The following is a 24,559-nucleotide window of genomic DNA, read 5'->3' as shown; positions in this document are numbered from 1 at the left end:
CCCGATCCGTGATCGCGCTGCCCGCCAACCTCACATCGGCGGCCTTGGTTCCCCGGCCGCCATGTCCAACCACTACCCATTATCGCGTACATCACAACCGGGTGCTAATTTCCGCGACACGCGGTCCCTCGGCAACCCGCTGGCGCTAGGGCGGATAGTCCCCGCCACCGGGCAGCTCGGCCCATGACCAGAGCCAGGTGACCCAGACAATCTGCCCCGCCAGGAACATCACTGCCAGGCACACATGGTAGGCCCGGCTGCGCGATACGAAGGCCGCCGCCAAAGCCAGCGGAAAGAGCGGAAGCAACAACCGGAACGTGCTGGTCTGCGGATGAAGAAAGGCCAGCAGATAGCCCAAGTAGCAGGCGCACCACAGCCTCAGGTCTGCCCCGATGTTCCGGGTCGGCGCGCAGCAGAGGAACCAGGCCGCCGCGGCTACCAGCAGCAGCGGGGCGATCATCCCGCCCAACAGCCCGAACAGGTTCACGCCCATGTCGAACCAGGGCCTGAACAGGATCAGGTCTTCGCCCCGCCAGGCGGTTTCCGTCTCGGTGTACGCGGTCATCTCGCCCGTGACGGACCAGGCCAGCACCGGCCAGGCGAGGGCCGCGGCACAGCTGACCAGCGCCAGCACGGCTGCGCGGAGGAGTTCCGGGGTCTGGAGCGGATCGGTGCGGCGCTGTTTGATCCGCCACAGCAGGTGCAGGCCGGCGAGCGCGGCGAAGGGCACGCCAACGGGCCGGGAGAGGCACATCAGCACGACCACGGGGATCGCCAGCACGTACTTCCGCTGCAACAGCAGCAGCAGTGCCGCCGCCAGCAGCGCCAGGTTCAGCGATTCGGCATACGGAACCTGGAGGATCGGCGAGACCGGAAAGACCGCCACGAAGACCACGCCCCACAGCGCGGTGCCGTGGGGAGCATAGCGCCGGAAAATCTTGTAGATGAGCAGCACGGCGGCAAAGCCTGCCAGGGTGGCAACCAACGGTGCCAGCAACTGCCACCCCAGCCCGGTGGCCGTCGCCAGGACGCGGACGATGCCGGGGAAAAGAGCGTAGAACGCCCACTGGTTCTCGTCGACCCGCCCGTCCTGGCCGCGCGGAATATCGGTGGGATAGCCCTCCAGGTAGACCTGCCGGTACCAGGCGCTGTCCCAGATTCCGATGAAGGACAGATAGTCAGGATGCGCGCGGGTCCACGGATTCGGGCCCTGCTGACGGGCCACCGCGAGGAAGACCAGCAGCGAATACAGCCGGGAAAGGGCGTAGAGCGCGGACACCTGGACCCACCACGGCCAGCCTGAGATCCGCCGGCGCCAGAAGGAAAGCTCCGCGTGCACGGCCTCCCGAAGCACCCGTGTCCGCGGAAGGCGGTCCTGCACCCCCGTCATCCTTCCCGAGCCGGGTGGGCACCGCCGTCGTGCTGTGGCTGTTCCTGGCTCAGTTGCCGGATCAGGCGCTCCTTGGCTCCCAGCTCTGCCCGCAGGACGTCCAGCACTTCATCCACCTGGTCCATCCGGTAGCCCCGCAGGGCGGTGGAAAACCGGACGCTGTCCAGGTCTTCGGCGCGGGGGTGTTCGGGCAGCAGAACCGCCGGCAGCCGAGCCTCGTGCTCGCTCAGGCCCTGGAGCGCGGCCACGTGCCCTCGCTCCCAGGCGGTGCCGGGGCCGCCGCCGGCCGCATTGTCAGCGGCTGCCTTCTTCCGGGCCCACCGCCCGGATGCAGCAACAGCTGCCGCACCTGCAACGGCGATGGCAAGGAAAACGAGGAATGCGCTCACAGCACCATCGTGCCAGAGAGGACGCCCCGCCGGGTCAAAATCCGGAGCGGGGAGACAACCCGGAGATGATCTGCTCGACTGCTTCCTCGGCGGTATCCACCACACTGACCAAGTCGAGATCAGTCTCCGCGATCATTGCTTCCGCCAGGAGCGTGTTGCGGATCCAGTCGATCAGCGGCGACCAGAATGCCGTGCCCACCAGCACGATCGGGAAGGATGTCACCTTCTTCGTCTGGACCAGCACCATTGCCTCGAACAGCTCGTCGAGCGTGCCCAGCCCGCCGGGGAGCACGATGAACCCCTGGGCATACTTGACGAACATGGTCTTGCGGGCGAAGAAATACCGGAAATTGATGCCCAGGTCCACCCAGTTGTTGAGCCCCTGCTCGAACGGCAGTTCGATGCCCAGTCCGACCGACACGCCGCCGGCCTCGCTGGCCCCCTTGTTGGCCGCCTCCATCGAACCGGGCCCGCCGCCGGTGATGACCGCGAAATTGTGCCGGACCAGCAGCTGCCCGATCTCTTCGGCGATGGCGTAGTGCTTGCTGCCTTGCCGGGTGCGGGCCGAACCGAAGACGCTGATCGCCGGGCCGAGGTCGGCCAGGGTGCCGAACCCTTCGACGAATTCGCTCTGGATCCGCAGCACGCGCCAGGGATCCGTATGCGTAAACTCCGCCCGGTCTTTGGTGTCCAGCAGGTACTGGTCAGCCTGCGGGATGTCCGCCTGGCGGCGCCGCAGCTCCACTGGTCCCTTGAAACGGGTTTTCGGTGCGCCCGGAAGTTGCGACGGGAGCGGAATGTCTTGCTGGTTTGTCATTTCCCAAGGCTACAGATTCGCCGGCCATCCGTAACGGTTTCCCCTGTTTCAGTGGCATTCCGGCGTCCAAGCGGTGCGGGGCGCAGGTTGCTCTTAAATCACGATTCCGGCGGTTCGGTCGCGAATGCATTGCTTGAAGGGAATCTTTCGCTAGATTCGTTCCATGACCAGTGACGCATCGCACAGTAAAACGCCGCCTGCTGCTCCGGCGGCAACCGGAGCCACGTCCGCCGCCCCGGCGGGCCAGCCGCTGGTGTCCCTGAAGAACGTCAACAAGCACTTCGGTTCCCTCCACGTGCTGCAGGACATCAACCTGGAGGTCACCAAGGGCGAAGTGGTGGTCGTGATCGGGCCGTCGGGTTCCGGCAAGTCCACCCTCTGCCGGGCGATCAACCGCCTGGAGACCATCGACGACGGCGAGATCCTGATCGACGGCGAGAGGATGCCGGCCGAGGGCAAGGCTCTGGCCAAGCTGCGGGCCGACGTCGGCATGGTGTTCCAGTCCTTCAACCTCTTTGCCCACAAATCGATCCTGGAGAACGTCACCCTGGGACCGATCAAGGTCAAGGGGATGAAGCAGTCCGAGGCCAAGGAGCTGGCCATGAGCCTGCTCGAGCGCGTAGGCGTCGCCAACCAGTCGCAGAAGCTGCCGGCCCAGCTCTCCGGCGGCCAGCAACAGCGCGTGGCGATTGCCCGGGCACTGGCGATGAAGCCGAAGGTGATGCTCTTCGACGAGCCCACCTCCGCACTGGATCCGGAAATGATCAACGAAGTGCTCGACACCATGGTGCAGTTGGCCAGGGAAGGCATGACCATGATCGTGGTCACGCACGAGATGGGATTTGCCCGCAAGGCAGCGGACCGGGTGCTCTTCATGGCCGACGGCCGGATCGTGGAGCAGGCCACCCCGGAAGAATTCTTCACCAACCCGAAGAGCACCCGCGCCAAGGACTTCCTCGGCAAAATCCTCGAACACTGACCCCTCACACCTGGCCCTCTACTGACGGAGGGCCGACAACGCAAGGAGAAAACATGCGAAAGACCCGTTATGGAATGGCTGCCATGGCAGCCGGAGCTGCGCTCGTGCTGTCCGCCTGCGGTGGCGGCGGCGGCACAGGCGGCGAAGGCGGCGGCGGCGGCGGCGAGACTGCCGGCGGCGGCACAGGCGGCGGCGAAGGCATCCGCGTCGGCATCAAGTACGATCAGCCGGGCCTGGGCTTTTCCTCCGGCGGCCAGTTCACCGGCTTCGACGTGGATGTAGCCAAGTACGTGGCCAACGAGCTGGGCTACTCGGAGGACCAGATCGAATTCGTCGAGTCGCCGTCGGCCAACCGCGAAAACATGCTCGCCAACAACCAGGTGGACATGATCTTCGCGACGTACTCCATCACCGACGAGCGCAAGCAGACGGTTGACTTCGCCGGTCCGTACTTCGTGGCGGGCCAGGATTTGCTGGTCCGGACCGATGACACCGAAATCACCGGCCCGGATGCGCTCAACGGCAAGAACCTCTGCTCGGTGACCGGCTCCACTTCCGCCCAGCGCATCAAGGACGAGCACGCCGCCGGAGTGAACCTGGTCGAGCGTCCCAGCTACGCCGAGTGCGTGACCGCCATGCAGGGCGGCCAGATCGATGCGGTGACCACCGACGACATCATCCTGGCCGGACTCGCGGCGCAGCCGAACAACGCCGGCAAGTACAAGGTGGTCGGCAACCCGTTCTCGGAGGAGAACTACGGCGTCGGCCTGCCGAAGGGCTCCGAGCTGTGCGCGGACATCAACGCAGCCATCAACAAGATGGTCGAGGAAGGTGCCTGGGAAGAAGCCCTCGCGAAGAACACCGAGGGTGTGGACTACTCCTACAACAAGGACCTGAACCCGCCGAAGCCGGGCGAAGCCTGCGCCTAGCAACACCTGTTGTGGGGCGGGCCTCTCCCGCCCCACAACATGGCCTGCCTCTTCCCACCGAAAGGGGATGGACAGTTTGTCCGAGTACTTCCAGAGCTACCTGACGGCGCTGGAGACCTACGACGTCGTCGGAGCCTTGTGGGTCAATATCCAGCTCGCTTTTTGGGCCGCCCTGGGTTCGTTGGTGCTGGGTACCGTCCTGGCCCTGATGCGCATTTCACCGGTGCCCAGCTTCCGTTGGGCCGGCGCCGCGTACGTCAACGTCTTCCGGAACACGCCGCTGACCATCATCATGGTGTTCTGCATTCTGGTGGCGGTCTTCCAGCTTCAGCTGAACCTCTCCGGCGATTTCGACTTCAACTTCTTCCTCTGGGCCATCGTCGGGCTGTCCGTCTACCACGCGGCCTTCGTCTGCGAATCCATCCGCAGCGGCGTCAACACCGTGCCCCTGGGACAGGCCGAGGCCGCCCGTGCCATCGGGCTGAGCTTCCTGCCGGCAGCACGGATTATTATCCTGCCCCAGGCCTTCCGCGGCGCGGTTGCTCCGCTCGGCAACACCATGATCGCCCTGACCAAGAACACCACGGTGGCAACGGCGGCGTCGGTCGCCGAATCCGCCGGGCTGATGAAAACCATGATCGAGTTCCGGCCGGATGTCATCATGGCCATTTTCGCGACCTTCGCCATCGGCTTCGTGATCATCGTGCTGCCGATCGGCCTGGTGACCACTTGGCTCTCCAAGAAACTGGCGGTGTCACGATGAACATCAAGCAGAGCGTCCTCTTCGACGCGCCCGGCCCGAAGGCCCGTGCGCGGATCATGGTCACCAACGTCATCGGCATCCTGATCTTCCTCGGCGCGGCGATCTTCGTCATCGTCGGATTGAACGACAAAGGGCAGTTGGCACCCGAACTGTGGACGCCGTTCCTGACCGGGGAGGTCTGGCAGTTCACCATTCTGCCGGGCCTGATCAATACCTTTAAGGCAGCGGCAGTCTCGATCCTCACGTCCGTGGTCTTCGGATTGCTCTTTGGCGTGGGCAGGCTCGCCTCAAACGGCCCCCTCCGGTGGCTCTGCGGAGTGATCGTCGAACTCTTACGGGCTGTCCCGGTGTTGCTGATGATGATTTTCTTCTGGCTCCTGTTTGGGCAGCTGAGAATCGGCACCCCTGCGGACATCCCGTTTTACGCCGTCGTGACGGCCCTGACGCTGTACAACGGATCGGTGATCGCTGAACTGGTCCGCTCCGGCGTGTTCGGCCTGCCCAAGGGCCAGCGTGAAGCCGGGATGGCGATCGGCATGAGCCGTGGCCAGTCGTTGCGCAGCATCGAACTGCCGCAGGCCCTGGTGGCCATGCTGCCGGCCCTGGTCAGCCAATTCGTCGTGATCTTGAAGGACTCAGCCCTCGGCTACATCATCACCTACTCCGAGTTGCTGCGGTCGATGCAGATTTACGGCTCCGCCGGTCCGATCCTGCAGTCGCTGACGATAGCGGCCGTCCTCTTCATCGTCGTCAACTTCGCCTTGTCCTGGGTGGCCAACTGGCTCTCCAAGTTCCTGAGCAGCCGGACCGCTGGCGAGACCACGCCGCTGACCACGCAGCCGATGGCCGTCAAGGTGTGACCGGCTGCCGCTGACCGTCCGACAGGGAAGGGGAGGATGCCTGCGCGTCCTCCCCTTCCCTGTTGCCCGGCGCGCCGGCTGCCGCTGCCGGTCAGGCCGTCAGCCAGCGGCGCAGCGCCGCCCGGCACTCGCGGACGGCCTGCGCCGGCACGTGTTCGTTGTCGGTGTGGGCCAGCAGCGCGTCGCCGGGGCCGAAGTTGACGGCCGGAATCCCCAGCTCGCTGAACCGCGCCACGTCGGTCCAGCCGTACTTGGGCTTCGGCTCCGCCCCCACGGCGGCAACGAATTCGGCGGCGGCGGGATGGTTCAGGCCGGGCCGCGCCCCGGCCGCGGCATCCGTGCACACCACCGTGAAGCCCTCCAGCAGGTTGCGCACGTACCGCTCGGCGTCCCCGGGTGTCTTGTCCGGTGCGAACCGGTAATTGATTTCCACCGTGGTGCTGTCCGGAATGATGTTGCCGGCTGTGCCGCCCCTGATCTTCACCGCGTTCAGGCTTTCGCGGTAGTCCAGTCCGTCCACCGTGACCGTGGCCGGTTCATGGTCCCGGAGCCGGACCAGGATGTCCGCCGCGGCGTGGATCGCGTTGACGCCCCTCCACCCGCGGGCCGAATGCGCCGCCTGGCCGACCGTGCTCGCTTCGAACCGGGCCGTGCCGTTGCAGCCGCCTTCCACGGTTCCGTCGGTCGGTTCCAGCAGGATGGCGAAGTCGCCCTGCAGCAGCTGCGGGTGGTTGCGCGCCAGCCGGCCCAGTCCGCTCAGCGACGCGTCCACTTCCTCATGGTCGTAGAAGACGTAGGTGACGTCGCGGCCCGGCGCCGCCAGCTCGGCGGCCAGCGCTAGCTGCACCGCTACCCCGCCCTTCATGTCGGTGGCGCCGCGCCCATACAGCACGTCTCCGTCCCACACCGACGGCACGGTACCGCGCGAGCCGGGCACGGCCGGTAACGGTACGGTATCCAGGTGGCCGGCCAGGATAACCCGCTCCGGCCGCCCCAGCTGCGTGCGGGCCACGATGGCGTCGCCGTCACGCACCACCTTCAGGTGCGGCAGGGCACGCAAGGCGGCTTCCACGGCGTCGGCGAGGGCGGTTTCGTTGCCGGACACGCTGTTGATGTCGATCAGCGCCGCGGTCAGGTCTGCGACGTCGGCGGTCAAGTCCAGGGCGATGGTGGAAGTCACTCCCCCAGCTTAGCCAGACGTCCGCCTGCTCACCTTCCCGGCATCACTGGGCCCCGGCGCGCTCGGTAGACTTGCATCCATGACCGCGAGCACCACCGCACACACCGCGCCCCGCACCGCCCACGGCACCGGCCTGGCCACCGTCACCGACAACGGCACCGTCCTCGACGTCTGGTATCCCGCCCCGGGACTGGGCCCTGCCCGCGCCGCCCGGGACGCGGAGGCCGGCCTCGAGGCCGACGCCGCCGACGGCGCCGACGCGGACCGTGGCACCCATCTGGAGGTCCTCACGCGCAGCATCGACCTGGACGCTGCGCCCGCCGACACCGCTGATGCCTACCTCCGCCTGCATCTGCTCTCCCACCGCCTCGTCACACCCAATTCGCTGAACATGGACGGCATTTTCGGGCAGCTGCCCAACGTGGTCTGGACCAACTTCGGCCCGTGCGCCGTGGACGGTTTCGAATCGGTCCGCCGCCGCCTGCGCCGCCGCGGCCAGGTCACCGTCTTCGGCGTGGACAAGTTTCCGCGCATGGTCGACTACGTGGTCCCCTCCGGCGTGCGGATTTCCGATGCCGACCGCGTCCGCCTCGGCGCGCATCTGGCCGCCGGGACCACCGTGATGCACGAAGGCTTCGTCAACTTCAATGCCGGCACGCTGGGCACTTCCATGGTCGAGGGCCGCATTTCCGCGGGCGTCATCGTGGCGGACGGTTCGGACGTCGGCGGCGGCGCCTCGATCATGGGCACGCTCTCCGGCGGGGGGAAGGAACGGATCAGCATCGGCGAGCGCGTGCTGCTGGGCGCCAACTCGGGCGTCGGCATCAGCATCGGCGACGACTGCGTGGTCGAGGCCGGCCTGTACGTCACCGCCGGAACCCGGGTGAGCCTGATCGACGTTGCCACCGGGGACCACCGCCAGGTCAAGGCCGTGGAGCTCTCCGGCATGCCCAATCTCCTGTTCCGCCGAAACTCCACCAGCGGCGCGGTGGAAGTCCTGCCGCGCAAGGGCCAGAGCGTCGAGCTCAACGCGGTCCTGCACGCCAACTAGCAGTTCCGGACGGCACCGCCATGTCCCGGCAAGCCCGTGCACGCAGGACACGCAGCCTGCTCAGCCTGATCGTCCTGTTGACCCTGGTCGGCGGTGCCGCCTACTTCGCCGCCACCTTCATTGACCGTTCCCAAACCCTGGTCCGGGAGCGGTGCACCGCCGTCGTTGGTTCAGACACCTTCGAACTGGCACCTGACCAGGCCGCGAACGCGGCGCTCATCTCCGGGATTGCCATCGGGCGCGGGCTGCCCGCACGCGCCGCGTCGATTGCCCTCGCGACGGCCATCCAAGAGTCGAAGCTGCGCAACATCGACTACGGCGATACGGCCGGTCCCGACTCCCGGGGCCTGTTCCAGCAGCGGCCGTCCCAGGGCTGGGGCACCGAGGAACAGGTGCAGGACCCGGTGTACGCGGCAAACAAGTTTTACGAGGTGCTCGAACAGGTCCCGGGCTATGAGTCCATGCCGGTGACCGACGCGGCCCAGACCGTCCAGCGCAGCGCCTATCCGCTGGCCTACGCGGACCATGAGCCCGAAGCCAAGGCCTTCGCTTCGGCACTGACCGGCCACTCGCCTGCCGCCCTGAACTGTGTGCTCAAGGATGCCGAGGCAGCCGGCGACCCCGCTGTCGTCCTGGCGCAACTGGAGGCCATGCATCCGGGCCTGGAGATGGCCGTCGCCGGCCGGGAGGTCCGGGTGGCCGCAACCGATGAGCGGGGCTGGGCCGTGGCGCAGTGGGCGGTGGCTTCTGCCAAGGAGCTCGGCCTTGAGTCGGTTGCCCATGCGGGCCTGCGCTGGCAGCGTGACGACGGCGGCTGGGTCGGCGCTGATAGCGACACCGGCTACGTCGTGATCACCGTGGCGCAGGGGTCGGCCGCCTGAGTTACCCGCGCGCGGCTAGACGATGAGCTCGACGATCGGCTGAAGGTAACTGCGGAAGGCACCTTCGTCGTCCATCAGTGTCTGGCACAACAGCACCCGGTCCGGCTCCACGAACCAGGCACGCGGCTCGCACAGCGGCAGTTCGATGAGCTTCAGCTCGAAGGCCCGCGCGGCACGTCCGAGTTCCATTTCCCGGTCCTGGACCAGTTCGCGGATCAACCCGGTGGTGCCCTTGGCCTCACGTTCCTGCGCCAATTTCCCGTACTCGGCCATCCGGGCCCGGGCCCAGCTCATCCCGGCGCCAAAGTGGGCCTGCAGCAGCCGCTGCAGCGCGGGGCTGCCGGCGAAGGCGGGAAAGGACGGCGGTGCCAGTTTCGCGGCGTTGCCCGGGCGGTCACGGACCAGGTCCTCCCACCACTTCTCCCACTCGTCCCGCAGCGCCGCCGGGCCGCCGACATGCGCGGTTAGCTGGGTGGGATCGGCGGTGCGGACCGTCGGCAACACCGGCGAGACCGCCGGCCAGCCGGCTCCGGCCAGGCCGGCGACGTCGCGAAGGTAGAGTGCCAGCAGCATGTGTCCCGAGGTGTCTGCGGTGATCCGCCACCCTGGCCCACCCGTCTCGTGCATCCTGTCCGCGTCCTTTCGCTCGGACCGACGACGCAGCTAATCTGCAGTGGCTCCCGCTGCGGGTGCCGCCCGCGGGGTTCCCCCGCTGCCCGTATTTCAACTCTAGACCTTGCTGTCCAGCCCTGTACTGAACCCGCTGCGGACCGTACCGGGGAGACGGGGGGTGAGCTACTAAGCTGGTTGGCATGAGAATTTTGGTCACCGGAGGAACCGGCTTCATCGGCTCGCACACCACGCTCGCCCTGCTGGAGGCGGGGCACGACGTGGTGGTGCTCGACAACCTGGCCAATTCCAGCGAAGAGTCGCTGCGCCGGGTCCAGGAGCTGGCCGGCCGGCAGGCACGGTTCCACCAGGCCGACCTCCTGGACGAGGCCGCGCTGAACCGGGTGTTGGAGGCCGAATCCGTGGACGCCGTGATCCACTTTGCCGGCTTGAAGGCCGTCGGCGAGTCCGTCGAAAAACCTTTGCACTACTACCACAACAACGTGGGCGGCACGCTGAACCTGCTCCGCGCGATGGACGCCCACAACGTCCGCACGATCGTTTTCAGTTCCTCTGCCACCGTGTACGGCGCCACCGAGGAAGTGCCGCTGACCGAGAAGCTTCCGCTGGACGCGATCAATCCCTACGGCCGGACCAAGGAGCAGATCGAGGACATCCTGTCCGATCTGGGCGATTCCGACCCGCGCTGGCACGTGGCCCTGTTGCGCTACTTCAACCCCGTCGGCGCGCATGAAAGCGGGCGGATCGGCGAAGATCCGACGGGCGTGCCGAACAACCTGCTGCCGTTCGTGGCGCAGGTGGCCGTGGGCCGCCGGGACAGGGTCCGCGTCTTCGGCAGCGACTACCCGACGCCGGACGGCACCGGCGTACGCGACTACATCCATGTGATGGACCTGGCCGCCGGACACCTGGCGGCCCTGGACTTCATTGCCGACCGGCCCGGAGTCCGCCGCTGGAACCTGGGCACCGGCAAGGGCTCGTCCGTGCTGGAGGTGCTCGCCGCGTTCGGCAAGGCCGCGGGATTCGACATCCCCTACGAGCTGACCGACCGGCGCCCCGGCGACGCCGCCATCAGCTATGCCGACCCTTCGGCCGCGTTGGCCGAGCTCGGCTGGTCGGCCGTGAAGAACCTCGAGCAGATGTGCGAAGACCACTGGCGCTGGCAGAAGAACAACCCGAACGGCTACGCCGGCTGACCAAACGGTGCAGGCGGCAGGCGGGGATTATCGTAAGCGCGCATCGCCGAGCGAGGAACGAGCGCAAGCGAGCAGCGAGGGACCCGGCCTGAGCTTGCGAAGGTCGGGAAGCTGCGAACGGCTAAGCGCGTCGATGATCTCCGCCTGAAGCACAACGAACGGCCCCCGGATTGCTCCGGGGGCCGTTGGCGTTAAGGCGTGCACCGCCGTCGTGCTAGCGGGCCGGGTACTCGCGCTCCTGCGCACCCGTGTACAGCTGCCGCGGGCGGCCGATCTTGGTCTGCGGATCCTTGATCATTTCCCGCCACTGGGCGATCCAGCCGGGCAGGCGGCCGATGGCGAACAGCACGGTGAACATCTTCTCCGGGAAGCCCATGGCCTTGTAGATCAGGCCGGTGTAGAAGTCCACGTTCGGGTACAGCTTGCGCTCGATGAAGTAGTCGTCCGCCAGCGCCTTCTCTTCCAGGCGCATGGCGATGTCCAGCAGCTCGTCGTTGCCGCCGAGCTTGCCGAGGATCTCGTGCGCGGTGGCCTTGACCAGGCGGGCGCGCGGATCGTAGTTCTTGTAGACGCGGTGCCCGAAGCCCATCAGGCGCACGCCTTCTTCCTTGTTCTTGACCTTTTCCATGAACTGCTCCGGGGCCTGGCCGCTGGCCTGGATTTGGCGGAGCATGTTCAGCACGGCCTCGTTGGCACCGCCGTGGAGCGGACCGAACAGGGCGTTGATGCCGGCGGAGACGGACGCGAACATGTTGGCGTTGGAGCTGCCCACCAGGCGCACGGTGGACGTGGAGCAGTTCTGCTCGTGGTCTGCGTGCAGGATCAGCAGCAGGTCCAGCGCCTTCACCACGGTCGGGTCCAGCTCGTAGGGCTCGGCCGGCAGGCCGAAGCTCAGGCGCAGGAAGTTCTCCACCAGGTTCATGGAGTTGTCCGGGTAGAGCAGGGCCTGTCCGATGGACTTCTTGTGCGCGTAGGCGGCGATCACCGGGAGCTTGGCCATCAGGCGGATGGTGGAGAGTTCCACCTGCTCGTCGTCGAACGGATCCAGCGAGTCCTGGTAGAAGGTGGACAGGGCGCTGACCGCGGAGGAAAGCACCGGCATCGGATGTGCGTCGCGCGGGAATCCGCCGAAGAAGCCCTTGAGCTCTTCGTGCAGCAGGGTGTGGCGGCGGATTTTCTGGTCGAAGGCCTCCAGCTCGGTGGGCGTGGGCAGTTCGCCGTAAATCAGCAGGTAGGACACTTCGAGGAAGCTTGAGTGCTCGGCCAGCTGCTCGATCGGATAGCCGCGGTAGCGGAGCACACCGGCGTCGCCGTCGATGTAGGTGATGGCGGAGGTGGTCGCCGCAGTGTTCATGAACCCCGGGTCGAAGGTGACCGCGCCGGTCTGCTTCAGCAGTTTGGATACGTCATAGCCGTCGTTGCCTTCCGCGGCCTTGAGCCGTGGGAGTTCGAGTTCGCCGCCGTCGAAGTGCAGCTTGGCACCGGTCTGCTCAGTCATTGAGTCCCCTTCAGGAGGTTTGGAAGCTTAGGGCACGCCGGCGCTTGTGGCACTGACCATGCACATACTCGGGTAAAACGCTACCCGTAGAGTCACGGATATATCTAATCCAAGACATATATTTTTGTTCATATCCACAGTCAGGCGCCGGGATCAGGAAAGCCGTTCGACGGCGGCGTCGATCCGTTCGTCGCTGCCGGTCAACGCAACCCGGACGTAGCCGCTGCCGGCCTCGCCGTAGAACACGCCGGGCCCGATGACAATGCCCAGCTCGGCAAGGCGGCCCACGGTGGTCCATGTATCTTCCCCCGCGGTCCCCCACAGGTACAGGCCGGCCTCGGAATGGCGGATCTGCACGCCGAAATTCTCCAGCGCCGGCAGCAGCCGCTCGCGCCGGCTCCGGTACAGGTCCTTCTGCTCCTGCACGTGCGCGTCGTCGCGCAGGGCGGCGCGCATCGCGGCCTGGACCGGGAACGGCACGATCATGCCCGCATGCTTGCGGCTGTTGATGATGTTCGGCATCAGCGCCGGGTCTCCGGCCAGGAAGGCGGCCCGGTACCCGGCGAGGTTTGACTGCTTGCTGAGCGAGTAGGCGCACAGCAGGCCCTCGTGCGAGCCCTGCGCGACGTACGGATCCAGCACGCTCGGCACGGCCTGCCCGCCGCGGGCGGTGTCCCAGGCGCCCCAGCCGAGCTCCGCGTAGCATTCGTCGGAGGCGACGACGGCGCCCAGGCTGCGGGCGTCCTCCACCAGGGTGCGCAGCTCTGCCCGGTCGCGCACCAGGCCGGTGGGGTTGCCCGGCGAGTTGACCCACACCAGTTTCACCCGGCTCCTGGTCTGCGCATCCAGATCCGCCAGGTTGTCGGCCGCCACCGGGGTCGCGCCGGCCAGGATGGCGCCGATGTCGTACGTCGGATACGCCACGACGGGGCGCACTACGATGTCGCCCGCCCCTAGTCCCAGCAAGGTGGGCAGCCAGGCGACCAGTTCCTTCGAACCGACGGTGGGCATGACCGCTTCCGGATCCATCCCGGGAACGTTTCGACGGCGCCCGAACCACTCCACGATCGCTTCCCGCAGTTCGGCGGTGCCGTGCGTCGTCGGGTAGCCCGGGGCGTCGGCGGCTGCGGCCAAGGCATCCCGGACGACGGCCGGAGTGGGGTCAACCGGCGTGCCGATGGACAGGTTCACCGTGCCGCCCGTGTGTTCGGCCGCTTTTTGCGCGTAGGGCGCCATGGCGTCCCACGGGTAGTCCGGCAACTGCAGGCCGAAAGAACTCATCGAGTTCAGTCTTGGTTCTGCGGCGGCAGCGCGGCGATCAGCGGGTGGTCCTTGTGGGTGTTGCCCAGCTTGGCGGCACCGCCCGGGGAACCCAGATCGTCGAAGAACTCCACGTTGGCCTTGTAGTAGTCGGCCCACTCCTCGGGAGTGTCATCTTCGTAGTAGATGGCTTCGACCGGGCAGACCGGTTCGCACGCGCCGCAATCGACACATTCATCCGGGTGGATGTACAGGGACCGTTCGCCTTCGTAGATACAGTCCACCGGGCATTCTTCGATACATGCCTTGTCTTTTACATCCACGCACGGCTGTGCGATTACGTACGTCACGTCCGTCAGCACCTTTCTGAACAGTTCCCTCTAGCGTATCGGTTGGGACCATTATCTCCCCAGCCGGGGACGGCCCACCTAAGATGGTCACGTGATACCCGCTACCCCCGCCGCGTTTCTGGCCGCAGCAGCACCGGGAACACGCGTGGTGGTCCGCTACCGGATCGCGGGCGGCTTCACCGACGTGCTCGGCGAGCTGCTGGCCGTCGATGCCGACAGCTGCACGGTGGGCACCAGGCGCGGCGACGTCGTCGTTTCCTTGTCGGCCGTGGCCGCGGCCAAGCAGGTGCCGCCCGCCCCTCCGCGGCGCCGCCCGCGGGCCGGCGGTCAGCCTTCGTAGCTGTCCGGCAGTTTCCGCAGCGCCCACAGGGGTGAGAACAGCACGGGCGCCGCGGCGAGCGCGGACCCGGCCGCACCGATCCACAGGGTGGGCACCAACCCGATGGTTTCGCCCAGCACGCCCGCCAGCAGCCCGGAGAGGGGCAATACGCCGTACACCACGAACCGGATCGAGGCGTTCATCCTCCCGAGCAGCCGCGGCGGGCAGACCCGCTGGCGCATCGTCACCTGCATCACGTTGTAGACCAGGGAGCAGAAGGAGACGCCGGCCTCGCCGACGATCAGCAGGAGCAGTGCCGAGGCGGTGTCCGGCATCAGCACCGACAACGGCATCGCCGCCAGGAACACCGCCGACGCCACGCTCGCCAGCGGAATCAGCGCCCCTTCGCCGGTCAGCTTCGCCAGCTTGGGCGCCGCCACCGCGCCCAGCAGTCCACCGGCCGCGGCGACCGAGTAGACCAGTCCCAGCGCGCCCGGGCCCAGGCCCAGTTCGCGCAGCACCAGGATGGGAAACAGCGTAAAGGCCAATCCGGCGAAGAAATTTGCCAGGCCCGTGCACGCCGCTATCCGGCTGATCAGCGGATGCCGCACCACGAAGCCGAGCCCTTCCTTGATTTCCGCCACGAGCGGCCGCCGGCCGAGCCGCGGTGCAGGCACTTCGCGGTCTGCGGTGCGGACCAGGAACAGGGCCGAGAAAAGGTAGCCGAGCGTGTCCGCGAGGAACAGCAGCGGAGCCGCCATCACCTGCAGCAGGCCGCCGCCCGCGGCGGGTCCGCCCATCCTCGCCAGCTGCGCGGTGCTCTCCAGCTTGGAGTTCGCCGAGGCCACCTGGTCGCCGCGCACCAGGACCGGGATGTAGCTCTGGTAGGCCACGTCGAAGAACACCGTGGCGCAGCCGAGCACGCCCGCCACCGCATACAGGTGCCACATCTGCAGCACGCCCATCCACCACAGCAGCGGCACGGACAGCATGGCGGCGGCACGGACCAGGTCGGCCGTAATCATGACCCGCCGCTTGAGCCAGCGGTCCACCCAGGCGCCCGCTGGCAGGCCGATCAGCAGGAAGGCCGCGGTGGCGCTGGCATTGAGGACACCCACCTGGAATTCGCTGGCCCCGAGAACGATCACCGCGAGCACCGGGACGGCCAGCTGGCCGACCTGGACGCCGACCTGGCTGATGGTCTGCGCCGACCAGAAGGTGAGGAAGTTCGGGTCCCGCCACAACGACGGCGGTGCGCTGCCCGGGTGGGCAGCGTCGGCTGCCGGGGCGGTTCCGGAGCCCCGTGGAGCGGGTGCCTGAGTCACAGGTCACAGTCTCGGGCAGCGATTGGGGAAAGTCAATCATTAGGCAGCTGGTGTCGTATGCTGGAGACATGCCTACGGATCAGGACCTGCAAGCCACCGGGCGGGCGCTCAGCTCCCCGGTACGGCTGCGCATTCTCCGGCTCTGCCTCCACCGGTCGCGGACCAACAAAGAGATCGCGGAACTGCTCGGCCTGAATCCGGCCACCTCGCTGCACCACGTGCGCACGCTGCTCAATACCGGTTTCCTGGAGGCCGAGGAACCGCGAAAGGGCAACCGTGGGGCCAAGGAAGTCCCCTACCGCGCCACCCGGATGTCCTGGGGCGCGAAGATGCCGGACGCGGCACCGGTGCTGGTAGAGACTTTTTTGCAGGAAATCGACGGCCTGGCCCCGGACCAGATCGAAACCACCCGGATGGGCATCAAGCTCAACGACGCGCACCGCCAGGAGATGCTGGGGAAGATCCGCGCAATCTTCGAGGAATACGCGATGTTGCCCGCCGACGAGGACGGGACCGCAACCTCAATCTTCATGGCCCACCATCTGGACCAGACGGCCAACTGACGCCCGGCGCGCGGGCGGCCCGAATCAGGTCCCGGCCCGCCGCGGCTTGAGCGCCCATGCGCAGGCCAGCAGCGCCACGATCGTGGCGAACACCAGTCCGATCATCCAGATCCGGCCCGCCATGGCGATCGGCAATTCCACCGCCGCGGTGGTCCCGGTGACGATCAGCGGCTCGGCGCCGGGGGCCAGCGCCATCAGTCCGACGAGGACGTACGTGAGGACACCCGTCAGGCCGGCGATCAGGACGTTGTGAGTCTTGAGGCCGGCCCAGACCATCACCGCCAGGGCGAACAGCAGGGCTGCCGCGGCGCCCCACGGATACCCGGACTCCCCGGCATAGAGAATCTGCGAGTGAAGGGCCGTTCCCGCGACCGCCGTCACCACCGCGCCGAAGACAGCCGTGCCCCACCCGTGAAAGGCGGGGCGCCGCCGTCGTGCCTCGTGCCGTTCGGTTTCCTGGCCTGAAACAGCGGAAGGCAACCCGCCGTGGTCTCCGGCGGGTTGCCTCTGCTCTGTCATAGGTCCAGTTTATGCCCGGGCGCGCGCACGGGCGGCCTTGAGCCGCTCGTTGGCATCCAGGACCACCTTGCGGATGCGGATGGACTCCGGGGTGACCTCAACGCACTCGTCCTCGCGGGCGAATTCGAGGGACTCCTCCAGGGTCAGGTTCCGCGGCGGGGTGAGGTTCTCGAAGCTGTCGGAGGAAGCGGCACGCATGTTGGTGAGCTTCTTTTCCTTGGTGATGTTCACGTCCATGTCGTCCGCCCGCGAATTCTCGCCCACGATCATGCCTTCGTAGACCTCCGAGGTGGGCTGCACGAAGAAGGAACCGCGTTCCTGCAGGTTGATCATCGCGAAGGGCGTGACCACGCCGGCCCGGTCGGCCACCATCGATCCGTTCGTGCGGTACTCGATCGGCCCGGCCCACGGCTCGTAGCCCTCGGAGATGGACGCGGCGATGCCGGCGCCCCGGGTCTCGGTCATGAACCGGGTGCGGAAACCGATCAGGCCACGGGCCGGAACGATGAACTCCATCCGCACCCAGCCGGTACCGTGATTGGCCATGTTGACCATCCGGCCCTTGCGGGCGGCCAGCAGTTGGGTGACGGCGCCGAGGTACTCTTCGGGCACGTCGATGGTCATGTGCTCCATCGGTTCGTGCACCTTGCCGTCAATGGTCTTGGTGACCACCTGGGGCTTGCCCACGGTCAGCTCGAAACCTTCGCGGCGCATCTGCTCCACCAGGATGGCCAGTGCCAGCTCGCCGCGGCCCTGGACCTCCCAGGCGTCCGGACGCTCGGTCGGCAGCACCTTCAGCGAGACGTTGCCCACCAGTTCCTTGTCCAGCCGGTCCTTGACCTGGCGGGCGGTCACCTTGGCGCCCTTGACCCTGCCGGCCAGCGGCGAGGTGTTGATGCCGATGGTCATCGAGATGGCCGGATCGTCCACCTTGATCAGCGGCAGCGGCTGCGGGTTCTCTGCGTCGGTCAGGGTCTCGCCGATGGTGATGTCCTCGATGCCGGCGACGGCGACAATCTCGCCCGGGCCGGCCGATTCCGCCGGAACACGCGTCAGTCCCTTGGTGGCGAGCAGCTCGGAAATGCGCACGTTCTTCAACTGGCCGTCCTGGCGGGCCCAGGCCACTGTCTGCCCCTTCTGCAGGGTGCCGTTGTAGATGCGCAGCAGCGCCAGGCGGCCCAGGAACGGGGAAGCGTCAAGGTTGGTCACGTGGGCCTGCAGCACGCCGTCGGGGTCGTAGGACGGGGCCGGCACGTGCTCCATGATGGTGGCGAACAGGGGCTCCAGGTCCTCGTCTTCCGGCAGGGTGCCGTCGGCGGGCTGGGTCAGCGAGGCGCGGCCGGCCTTGCCGGAGGCATAGACCACGGGAACGTTGAGGACGGCATCCAGATCCAGGTCCGGAACTTCGTCGGCAAGGTCGGAAGCCAGGCCCAGCAGCAGGTCCATCGCCTCGGCGACGACGGCGTCGATGCGGGCGTCCGGACGGTCGGTCTTGTTGACCACCAGGATGACGGGGAGCTTGGCGGCCAGCGCCTTGCGCAGTACAAAACGGGTCTGCGGCAGCGGGCCCTCGGAAGCATCAACCAGCAGGACCACGCCGTCCACCATGGACAGGCCGCGCTCCACCTCGCCGCCGAAGTCGGCGTGGCCCGGGGTGTCGATCACGCTGATGGTGATGGTCTCGCCCTGCGCGGCCGGGCCGGAGTAGAACACGGTGGTGTTCTTGGCCAGGATGGTGATGCCCTTTTCGCGTTCCAGTTCCCCGGAGTCCATGACGCGCTCTTCGGTTTCGCCGTGGCTGGCGAAGGCACCGGTGTGCTTCAGCATGGCATCCACGAGGGTGGTCTTCCCGTGGTCGACGTGGGCTACGATGGCGACGTTGCGAAGGTCGCTGCGAACGGCGCTCTGCGTCGATGCGGTGGTTTCAGACATGCGGGATTACTCTTCCGTGGATTACATGGAACCTGGGCCTAATATCGGACAGCCAGCGCCGTGCCCGGATGCGGGTAGGCACTCCATTGTAATCCGCAACGCCACCCATGGCCTAACGCGGCCCGGAGCCGGGGCCGGTGATTGGGCTGGAGTCCCGGGTCAGGCCACCTCGGGCGGCAGCTCCAGGCTCGCACCGGGAATGGCGGCCAGCAGCTCCTGCGTGTACCGCTGCTGCGGGGAGTCGAAGACGTCGTCCGTGGTGCCGGCCTCCACCACCTTGCCCTTTTCCATCACGGTGACGTGGTCGGCGATCTGCCGGACCACGGCCAGGTCGTGCGTGATGAACAGGTAGCTCAGCCCCAGGTCCTGCTGCAGGCCGGCCAGCAGGTCCAGGATCTGGGCCTGCACCAGCACGTCCAGCGCGGAGACCGCCTCGTCGCAGATCACCACCTCGGGGTCCAGTGCCAGCGCACGGGCGATCGCGACGCGCTGGCGCTGGCCGCCGGAGAGCTCGTTCGGGAACCGGCGCATGGCGGACGCCGGAAGCGCCACCTGGTCCAGCAGCTGCCGGACCTTGGCTTCGCGGCTCCTGCGGTCGCCGATGTTGTGCACGCGCAACGGCTCCTCGATGGTGCGGAAGATGTTGTACATGGGGTCCAACGACCCGTAGGGATCCTGGAAGATCGGCTGGACCCGCCGGCGGAAGGCAAGCAGGGCCTTGGCGTTGAGGGCGGTCATGTCCACGCCGTCGAAGACAATGTGGCCGCTGGTCGGCGACTCGAGGTTCAGGACCATCTTTGCCACGGTGGACTTGCCGGACCCCGACTCCCCCACCACCGCCATCGTGGTTCCACGCTTGATATCGAAGGACACGTTGTCCACGGCCGTGAAGTCAGTGGACTTCCCAAACCCGCTGCGCAGCTTGTAGACCTTGGTCAGGTCCTTGACTGCAATGACGTTGTCGGTGGATTGGGTCTCCTGCCCGACCGGTGCCAGCAGTTCCGAGGTTTCGATGCCGGCGGCCTTCGCCGACTGGATACGCCGCGACGCCAGGGAGGGCGCGGACTCAACCAGCCGTTGTGTGTAGGGGTGGCGCGGGTTCTGCAGAATCTGCAGGGCAGGCCCCGACTCCACGACCCGGCCCTTGTACATCACCACCACCTTGCGGGCACGCTCGGCGGCCAAACCCAGGTCATGCGTGATCAGCAGGACGGCGGTTCCGAGGTCCCGGGTCATCGATTCCAAGTGGTCCAGGATCTGGCGCTGCACCGTCACGTCGAGGGCTGAGGTCGGTTCGTCGGCGATCAGCAGCCGCGGCCGGCACGACAAGCCGATGGCGATCAGGGCGCGCTGGCGCATGCCGCCGGAAAACTCGTGCGGGAACTGCCGGGAACGGCTGGCGGCATCGGGCAGCCCCGCCTCTGCCAGGACTTTGGCCACCGCGGCATTGTCGGACCGGAGCCCGTTGGCCCGCAGCGTCTCCCTGACCTGGAAGCCGATCTTCCACACCGGGTTGAGGTTGGACATGGGGTCCTGGGGCACCATGCCGATCGAATTGCCGCGCAGTTCGACGATCCGCTGGCTGCTGGCGCCGGCCAGGTCTTCCCCGGCGAAGACGATCTGCCCGCCGGAGACTCGGCCGTTTTCCGGGAGCAGCCCGATGGTCGCCAGCGCCGTGGTCGACTTGCCCGAGCCTGATTCGCCCACTATGGCCACGGTCTCCCCCGGCATGACCGTCAAATGGGCGTCTTTGACCGCTTCCACGTCGCCGGTGGACGTTCGAAACGTGATGGCCAGGTCCTTGATCTGCAGCAGGGGCGCGGCGTCGTCGACCTCGCGGATGTGCGTCATCGCTTCCTCGCCTTCGGATCGAGCGCATCGCGGAGGGCGTCACCGAGCATGATGAAGCTCAGCACGGTGACGGACAGCGCCAGCGCCGGCCAGAGCAGGCTGGCCGGGTTGGACCGCAGCGACACCTGGGCCGTGGAGATGTCATTGCCCCAGGACATCACGTCCGGCGGCAGCCCGATGCCCAGGAAGGACAGGGTGGCCTCGGCGACGATGAAGATGCCCAGGTTCACGGTCACCACCACGATGACGGGCGCCAGCGAGTTGGGGATGACGTGCTTGACCAGGGCGGCGAACCTGGAAACGCCCAGCGACCGGGCCGCCGTGACGAAGTCGGCGTTGCGCACGGAAATGACGGCGCCACGGGTGATGCGGGCCACCTGCGGCCAGCCGAAGACCACCAGCGTGATGACCACTGTCCAGACGTTGCGGTTGGCCCGGAACAACGGCAGCTGCATGATGATGATGGCGCCCAGGATCAGCGGCAGCGCGAAGAAGACGTCGCCGATCCGGGCGATCACCGCATCCAGCCAGCCGCCGTAGAACCCGGCAATGGCGCCGAGCGTCCCGCCGATCAGCAGTGCGCCGAGCGTGGCGAAAATACCCACCGTCAGCGATGCCTGGGTCCCGTAGATGATGCGCGAATAGACGTCGCATCCCTGCTTGGTGAACCCCAGCGGGTGCCCGGGGGCCGGTCCGCCGTCGGAATTGGCCAGAAGGCAATTCTGCGCCGGCGGCGTCTGCGTGAAGAGCCCCGGGAAGAGCGCCACCGCAACGACCAGCAACAGCAGCAGCGCCGAGATGATGAAGAGCGGTTGTGTCCGCAGGTTGCGCCACGCTTCGGCCCACAGGCTGAGCGGCTGGACATCCTCGTCGACTTTGTCGGTGGCCAGCACCGGAGTTTCGTCCAGGGGCGCAACGAAATGCTCGATGGCCTGGTTGTCGCGTTCCAGCGGTTCTCTAGGCATAACGGATCCTCGGGTCGAGCCAGGCATAGAGCACGTCCACCAGCAGGTTGGCCAGAATGTAGACGAGCACGAGAACGCTGACGATGGACACGATCGTGGGGCCCTCGCCCCGCAGCACGGACTGGTACAGTCGCTGGCCGACGCCGGGGACGTTGAAGATTCCCTCCGTCACGATCGCCCCGCCCATCAGGGCTCCGAGATCGGCGCCCAGGAACGTTACGACCGGAATCATGGAGTTCCGCAGGATGTGCACGACGACGACGCGCGGCCGGGACAATCCCTTGGCCATCGCGGTGCGCACGTAATCGGCGTTCATGTTCTCGATGATCGATGTTCGGGTCAGGCGCAGCACGTAGGCCAGAGACACAAGCCCCAACACGACGGCCGGGAGTATCAGGTCGGACCAGCCCGCCTGGGCGCCTACGGTGGGTCTGGCCCAGCCGAGCTTGACGCCGACGAGGAACTGCAGGACGAAACCGAGGACGAAAATCGGGATCGCTATGACGATCAGCGAGGCGACCAATACGGTCCCATCGAAAATCCGGCCCTTCCGTAGTCCGGCGATCAAACCGAAAAGGATGCCGAAGACGGCTTCGAAGATCAGCGCGAGGATGGCCAGCCTGACCGTAACCGGGAAGATCTGGGCCAGCACCTCGGCAACAGGCCTGCCGGAGAAGTCGTTGCCGAGATTGAAGGTGACGAGGTTTTTCAGATAGAGGACGTACTGGATGAGGAACGGCTGGTCCAGGTTGTACTGCGCCCGAAGCTGGGCAGCCACCGCGGGGTTGACGGCGCGGTCACCGAACAGTGCCTGGATGGGATCGCCCGGAAGCGAAAAAACGAGAAAATAGACTAGGAACGTGGCGCCGAAGAACACCGGGATCATCTGCAGGAAGCGCCGGAAGATGTACCAGAGCACTAGCTTCCCCCTTGCGCCCTGCGTGCCGCCAAGTGATGGATCATCAACCCTGCCTCTCGGTGGGGAATCAGGTTTGGGGCGTTGCGGGGCCCGGCCGCGGCCTGGCCCCGCAGCGCCTCGGGGTCACTTGCCGGTGATCTGGTGGTAAATCGGCACCCCGTTCCATGCGGTGTCCACGTCCTGCACGACGGAACTCCAACCAACCTGCCGGACCTGGTACCACAACGGGATGACAGGCAGGTCCTGCATCAGGATCTCCTGCGCCTCGTTGAAGATCTGGTTGCCCTCTTCCGGCGTGCTCGCCCCCAGCCCGTCACGCAGCTTCTGGTCGAACTCCTTGTTCGAGTAGTCGCCGTCGTTGGATCCCGCCCCGGTGCCGTACAGCGGCCCGAGGAAGTTGTACAGCGACGGGTAGTCGGCCTGCCAGCCGGCACGTGAGGCGCCGGTCATCTCCTTTGCCGTGACCTTGGTCCTGAGCTCGGGGAAGGTGGCATAGGACTCGAACTGGGCGTCTATGCCGAGCACGTTCTTCAGGCCGTTAGCGACTGCTTCGATCCATTCCTTGTGGCCGCCGTCGGCGTTGGAAGCGATGGTGAACGTCCTGTCGCCCCACGGTTCGATCTCGTCGGCTTCCGCCCACAATCGCTTGGCTTCCTCCTCGTTGTACTGCAGCACTTCGTTGCCCGGGATGCTGTCGCTGTAGCCCGTGAGCACGGGGGCTGTGAACTCGGCAGCCGGCTGCCGGCCGCCCTGGAAGATCACCTGGGTGATCTCGTCCCGGTTTATCGCCAGGGAGATGGCTTGGCGCCGCAGCTGGCCGGCCTCGCCGGTCCATTCGTCCAGGTACTGCGGAATGACGAGGGTCTGGTTGCCGGCATAGGGCTTTTCCAACCAGCGGCCCTCGCCGAGGTCGGTCTTGAAGTTTGCCAGCGCGCTCGGCGGGATGGTGTCGAGCACGTCCAGGTTGTCCGAGAGCAAGTCCTGGTAGGCCGCCTCGTAGGACGAATAGAACTTGAAGGTAATCCCGCCGTTCTGCGGGGTCCGGGTGCCCTGGTAGTCCGGGTTCGGCACCAGTTCAATCTGCACGTCGTGCTGCCACGCGCCGTCACCGCCCAGCATGTAGGGTCCGTTCCCCACCGGGTTCTCCCCGAAGGCCTCCATATCCTCGAAGGCCACGGGCGGCAGCGGCGCGAAAGCCGTGTAGCCCAGGCGCAATGGCCAGTCGGATTCGGGCTGTCTCAGCGTCACGTTGAAGGTCGTGTCATCGACGACCTTGAGCCCGGACATCTCCTTCGTGGTCGCGCCCTCTGAGCTGACCTCGTCGTAGCCTTCGATGCTTTCGAAGAAATAGGCGCTCAGCTGGGCGTTCTCGACGGCGGCGCCGTAGTTCCAGGCGTCCACGAAGGAGCTGGAGGTCACCGGGTCACCGTTGGTGAACGTCTGGTCCGGCTTCAGTGTGATCGTGTAGTTCTGCGCGTCTTCAGTCTCGATGGATTCCGCTACCTCGTTGACCGGTTTGCCCTCGGGATCGTAGCTGATCAGGCCTTCGAAGATGAGGTCTATCACGCGGCCGCCGCCGACCTCGTTGGTGTTGGTGGGGACCAGCGGGTTCTGCGGCTCCGTGCTGTTGGCCGTGATCACCGCTTCGGCGTTCCCGTCGCCTCCGCCCTCCGTGCCACCGCCGCCGCCACCGCCACCGCCGCAGGCCGTCACCGCGAGCGCTGCCGCGGCTGCCAGTGAAACCAGTCGGGATGTTCGAGCGAAACGCATGCCGCCTCCTCAGGTACTGTGCTCCATCCAGCGGCTTGTGACGCCGGACCGGTCCGCGCCGGCATGGTTCGCAGCCGCGCAGGCTCAGGTGGCACCAGCATATGCGCCAACTGTGACGCTGATAACAGGCCTTGCTTCCATTTGGGTTGCAATTTGGCGAAAAGGGATGCTAAAGCGGGCCGCCGCCGAGGGTTTTGCGGCCCGGCGGGCCGGGACACGGCCA

General features: G+C 66.7%; 24 protein-coding genes. 9 read left to right on the top strand and 15 right to left on the bottom strand.

Translation table 11 applies throughout. The features are described from left to right. Window positions 1-145: 145 nt before the first annotated feature. Genes AC5RUK_RS07945 through AC5RUK_RS07935 form a run of 3 tightly spaced genes read right to left on the bottom strand, consistent with a single transcriptional unit; the run spans window position 146 to window position 2,596 of the window. Window positions 146-1,390, bottom strand: a complete 1,245-nt coding sequence (locus AC5RUK_RS07945) for a hypothetical protein (RefSeq protein WP_493989080.1) — start codon at window positions 1,388-1,390, stop codon at window positions 146-148. Next, a complete protein-coding gene (locus AC5RUK_RS07940; protein ID WP_493989079.1) occupies window positions 1,387-1,779 on the bottom strand; it encodes a DivIVA domain-containing protein in 393 nt (130 codons plus the stop codon). Before AC5RUK_RS07940 ends, AC5RUK_RS07945 begins: the two co-directional genes overlap by 4 nt. 34 nt (window positions 1,780-1,813) lie before the next feature. Continuing rightward, complete coding sequence (locus AC5RUK_RS07935) at window positions 1,814-2,596, bottom strand: LOG family protein (RefSeq protein WP_493989078.1); 783 nt, start codon at window positions 2,594-2,596, stop codon at window positions 1,814-1,816. 163 nt (window positions 2,597-2,759) lie between these two features. Between AC5RUK_RS07935 and AC5RUK_RS07930 the strand changes: the two genes are divergently transcribed. From AC5RUK_RS07930 to AC5RUK_RS07915, 4 genes are all read left to right on the top strand, one after another. Next, window positions 2,760-3,575, top strand: a complete 816-nt coding sequence (locus tag AC5RUK_RS07930) for an amino acid ABC transporter ATP-binding protein (protein ID WP_493989077.1) — start codon at window positions 2,760-2,762, stop codon at window positions 3,573-3,575. Window positions 3,576-3,628: 53 nt separating this feature from the next. Further along, window positions 3,629-4,504, top strand: coding sequence for a glutamate ABC transporter substrate-binding protein (locus AC5RUK_RS07925; protein WP_494151841.1), 876 nt, complete (start codon window positions 3,629-3,631; stop codon window positions 4,502-4,504). Window positions 4,505-4,571: 67 nt separating this feature from the next. Continuing rightward, the gene (locus AC5RUK_RS07920; RefSeq protein WP_493989075.1) at window positions 4,572-5,267 is read left to right on the top strand and encodes an amino acid ABC transporter permease; all 696 of its coding nucleotides are present in this window, start codon (window positions 4,572-4,574) and stop codon (window positions 5,265-5,267) included. Then, window positions 5,264-6,127 (top strand): amino acid ABC transporter permease, encoded by an 864-nt coding sequence (locus AC5RUK_RS07915; RefSeq protein WP_494107767.1) that lies wholly within the window; start codon window positions 5,264-5,266, stop codon window positions 6,125-6,127. The genes AC5RUK_RS07920 and AC5RUK_RS07915 overlap by 4 nt, the downstream gene beginning before the upstream one ends. A 91-nt stretch (window positions 6,128-6,218) precedes the next feature. Here AC5RUK_RS07915 and dapE read toward each other — a convergent pair whose 3' ends face one another. Beyond that, a complete protein-coding gene (gene dapE / locus AC5RUK_RS07910; protein ID WP_494151840.1) occupies window positions 6,219-7,307 on the bottom strand; it encodes a succinyl-diaminopimelate desuccinylase in 1,089 nt (362 codons plus the stop codon). 79 nt (window positions 7,308-7,386) lie between these two features. On the opposite strand from dapE, the gene dapD reads away from it, so the two are divergent. Both dapD and AC5RUK_RS07900 read left to right on the top strand, forming a co-directional pair. Beyond that, window positions 7,387-8,358, top strand: coding sequence for a 2,3,4,5-tetrahydropyridine-2,6-dicarboxylate N-succinyltransferase (gene dapD / locus AC5RUK_RS07905; protein WP_494151839.1), 972 nt, complete (start codon window positions 7,387-7,389; stop codon window positions 8,356-8,358). 20 nt (window positions 8,359-8,378) lie between these two features. Next, window positions 8,379-9,239 carry a hypothetical protein gene (locus AC5RUK_RS07900; RefSeq protein WP_494151838.1) on the top strand — a complete coding sequence of 287 codons (861 nt, stop codon included), beginning with the start codon at window positions 8,379-8,381 and terminating at the stop codon, window positions 9,237-9,239. A 15-nt stretch (window positions 9,240-9,254) separates the two neighbouring features. Here the strand turns inward: AC5RUK_RS07900 and AC5RUK_RS07895 are convergent, their stop codons facing one another. Next, window positions 9,255-9,866 (bottom strand): hypothetical protein, encoded by a 612-nt coding sequence (locus AC5RUK_RS07895; protein WP_494107763.1) that lies wholly within the window; start codon window positions 9,864-9,866, stop codon window positions 9,255-9,257. Window positions 9,867-10,051: 185 nt separating this feature from the next. Between AC5RUK_RS07895 and galE the strand changes: the two genes are divergently transcribed. Continuing rightward, a complete protein-coding gene (gene galE / locus AC5RUK_RS07890) occupies window positions 10,052-11,065 on the top strand; it encodes a UDP-glucose 4-epimerase GalE (RefSeq protein WP_494151837.1) in 1,014 nt (337 codons plus the stop codon). 214 nt (window positions 11,066-11,279) lie between these two features. Here galE and AC5RUK_RS07885 read toward each other — a convergent pair whose 3' ends face one another. From AC5RUK_RS07885 to fdxA, 3 genes are all read right to left on the bottom strand, one after another. Next, on the bottom strand, window positions 11,280-12,563 hold the full coding sequence (locus AC5RUK_RS07885; RefSeq protein WP_493989068.1) for a citrate synthase: 1,284 nt from the start codon (window positions 12,561-12,563) through the stop codon (window positions 11,280-11,282). 153 nt (window positions 12,564-12,716) lie between these two features. Next, the gene (gene dapC / locus AC5RUK_RS07880; RefSeq protein ID WP_494151836.1) at window positions 12,717-13,844 is read right to left on the bottom strand and encodes a succinyldiaminopimelate transaminase; all 1,128 of its coding nucleotides are present in this window, start codon (window positions 13,842-13,844) and stop codon (window positions 12,717-12,719) included. Window positions 13,845-13,849: 5 nt separating this feature from the next. Continuing rightward, window positions 13,850-14,173: a ferredoxin gene (fdxA, locus tag AC5RUK_RS07875; protein WP_127511272.1), complete on the bottom strand. Its 324-nt coding sequence runs from the start codon at window positions 14,171-14,173 to the stop codon at window positions 13,850-13,852. 91 nt (window positions 14,174-14,264) lie between these two features. Here fdxA and AC5RUK_RS07870 point away from each other — a divergent pair, with 91 nt between their 5' ends. Continuing rightward, entirely contained in the window at window positions 14,265-14,513 is a 249-nt protein-coding gene (locus tag AC5RUK_RS07870) for a putative acetyltransferase (protein WP_494151835.1), read from the top strand. On the opposite strand, the gene AC5RUK_RS07865 is transcribed toward AC5RUK_RS07870, so the two are convergent. Next, window positions 14,501-15,817 (bottom strand): MFS transporter, encoded by a 1,317-nt coding sequence (locus tag AC5RUK_RS07865; protein WP_494151834.1) that lies wholly within the window; start codon window positions 15,815-15,817, stop codon window positions 14,501-14,503. The two genes, AC5RUK_RS07870 and AC5RUK_RS07865, sit on opposite strands and share 13 nt — an antisense overlap. A gap of 68 nt (window positions 15,818-15,885) precedes the next feature. Between AC5RUK_RS07865 and AC5RUK_RS07860 the strand changes: the two genes are divergently transcribed. Then, a complete protein-coding gene (locus AC5RUK_RS07860) occupies window positions 15,886-16,380 on the top strand; it encodes an ArsR/SmtB family transcription factor (RefSeq protein ID WP_493989064.1) in 495 nt (164 codons plus the stop codon). A 24-nt stretch (window positions 16,381-16,404) separates the two neighbouring features. Here the strand turns inward: AC5RUK_RS07860 and AC5RUK_RS07855 are convergent, their stop codons facing one another. From AC5RUK_RS07855 to AC5RUK_RS07830, 6 genes are all read right to left on the bottom strand, one after another. Next, a complete protein-coding gene (locus tag AC5RUK_RS07855) occupies window positions 16,405-16,899 on the bottom strand; it encodes a hypothetical protein (protein ID WP_494151833.1) in 495 nt (164 codons plus the stop codon). A 9-nt stretch (window positions 16,900-16,908) separates the two neighbouring features. Next, complete coding sequence (gene typA, locus AC5RUK_RS07850) at window positions 16,909-18,831, bottom strand: translational GTPase TypA (protein WP_494151832.1); 1,923 nt, start codon at window positions 18,829-18,831, stop codon at window positions 16,909-16,911. Window positions 18,832-18,990: 159 nt separating this feature from the next. Continuing rightward, complete coding sequence (locus AC5RUK_RS07845; RefSeq protein ID WP_494151831.1) at window positions 18,991-20,682, bottom strand: dipeptide ABC transporter ATP-binding protein; 1,692 nt, start codon at window positions 20,680-20,682, stop codon at window positions 18,991-18,993. Continuing rightward, window positions 20,679-21,647, bottom strand: a complete 969-nt coding sequence (locus AC5RUK_RS07840; protein ID WP_494151830.1) for an ABC transporter permease — start codon at window positions 21,645-21,647, stop codon at window positions 20,679-20,681. Before AC5RUK_RS07840 ends, AC5RUK_RS07845 begins: the two co-directional genes overlap by 4 nt. After that, complete coding sequence (locus tag AC5RUK_RS07835) at window positions 21,640-22,566, bottom strand: ABC transporter permease (protein ID WP_493989059.1); 927 nt, start codon at window positions 22,564-22,566, stop codon at window positions 21,640-21,642. Before AC5RUK_RS07835 ends, AC5RUK_RS07840 begins: the two co-directional genes overlap by 8 nt. Before the next feature lie 123 nt (window positions 22,567-22,689). After that, window positions 22,690-24,336 (bottom strand): peptide ABC transporter substrate-binding protein, encoded by a 1,647-nt coding sequence (locus AC5RUK_RS07830; protein ID WP_494151829.1) that lies wholly within the window; start codon window positions 24,334-24,336, stop codon window positions 22,690-22,692. Window positions 24,337-24,559 lie beyond the last annotated feature (223 nt).

The sequence above is a fragment of the Arthrobacter sp. Y3223065 genome (assembly GCF_059090885.1).
Note: the sequence above shows the minus strand (reverse complement) of the source record. Positions and strands in the feature narration are given on the sequence as shown.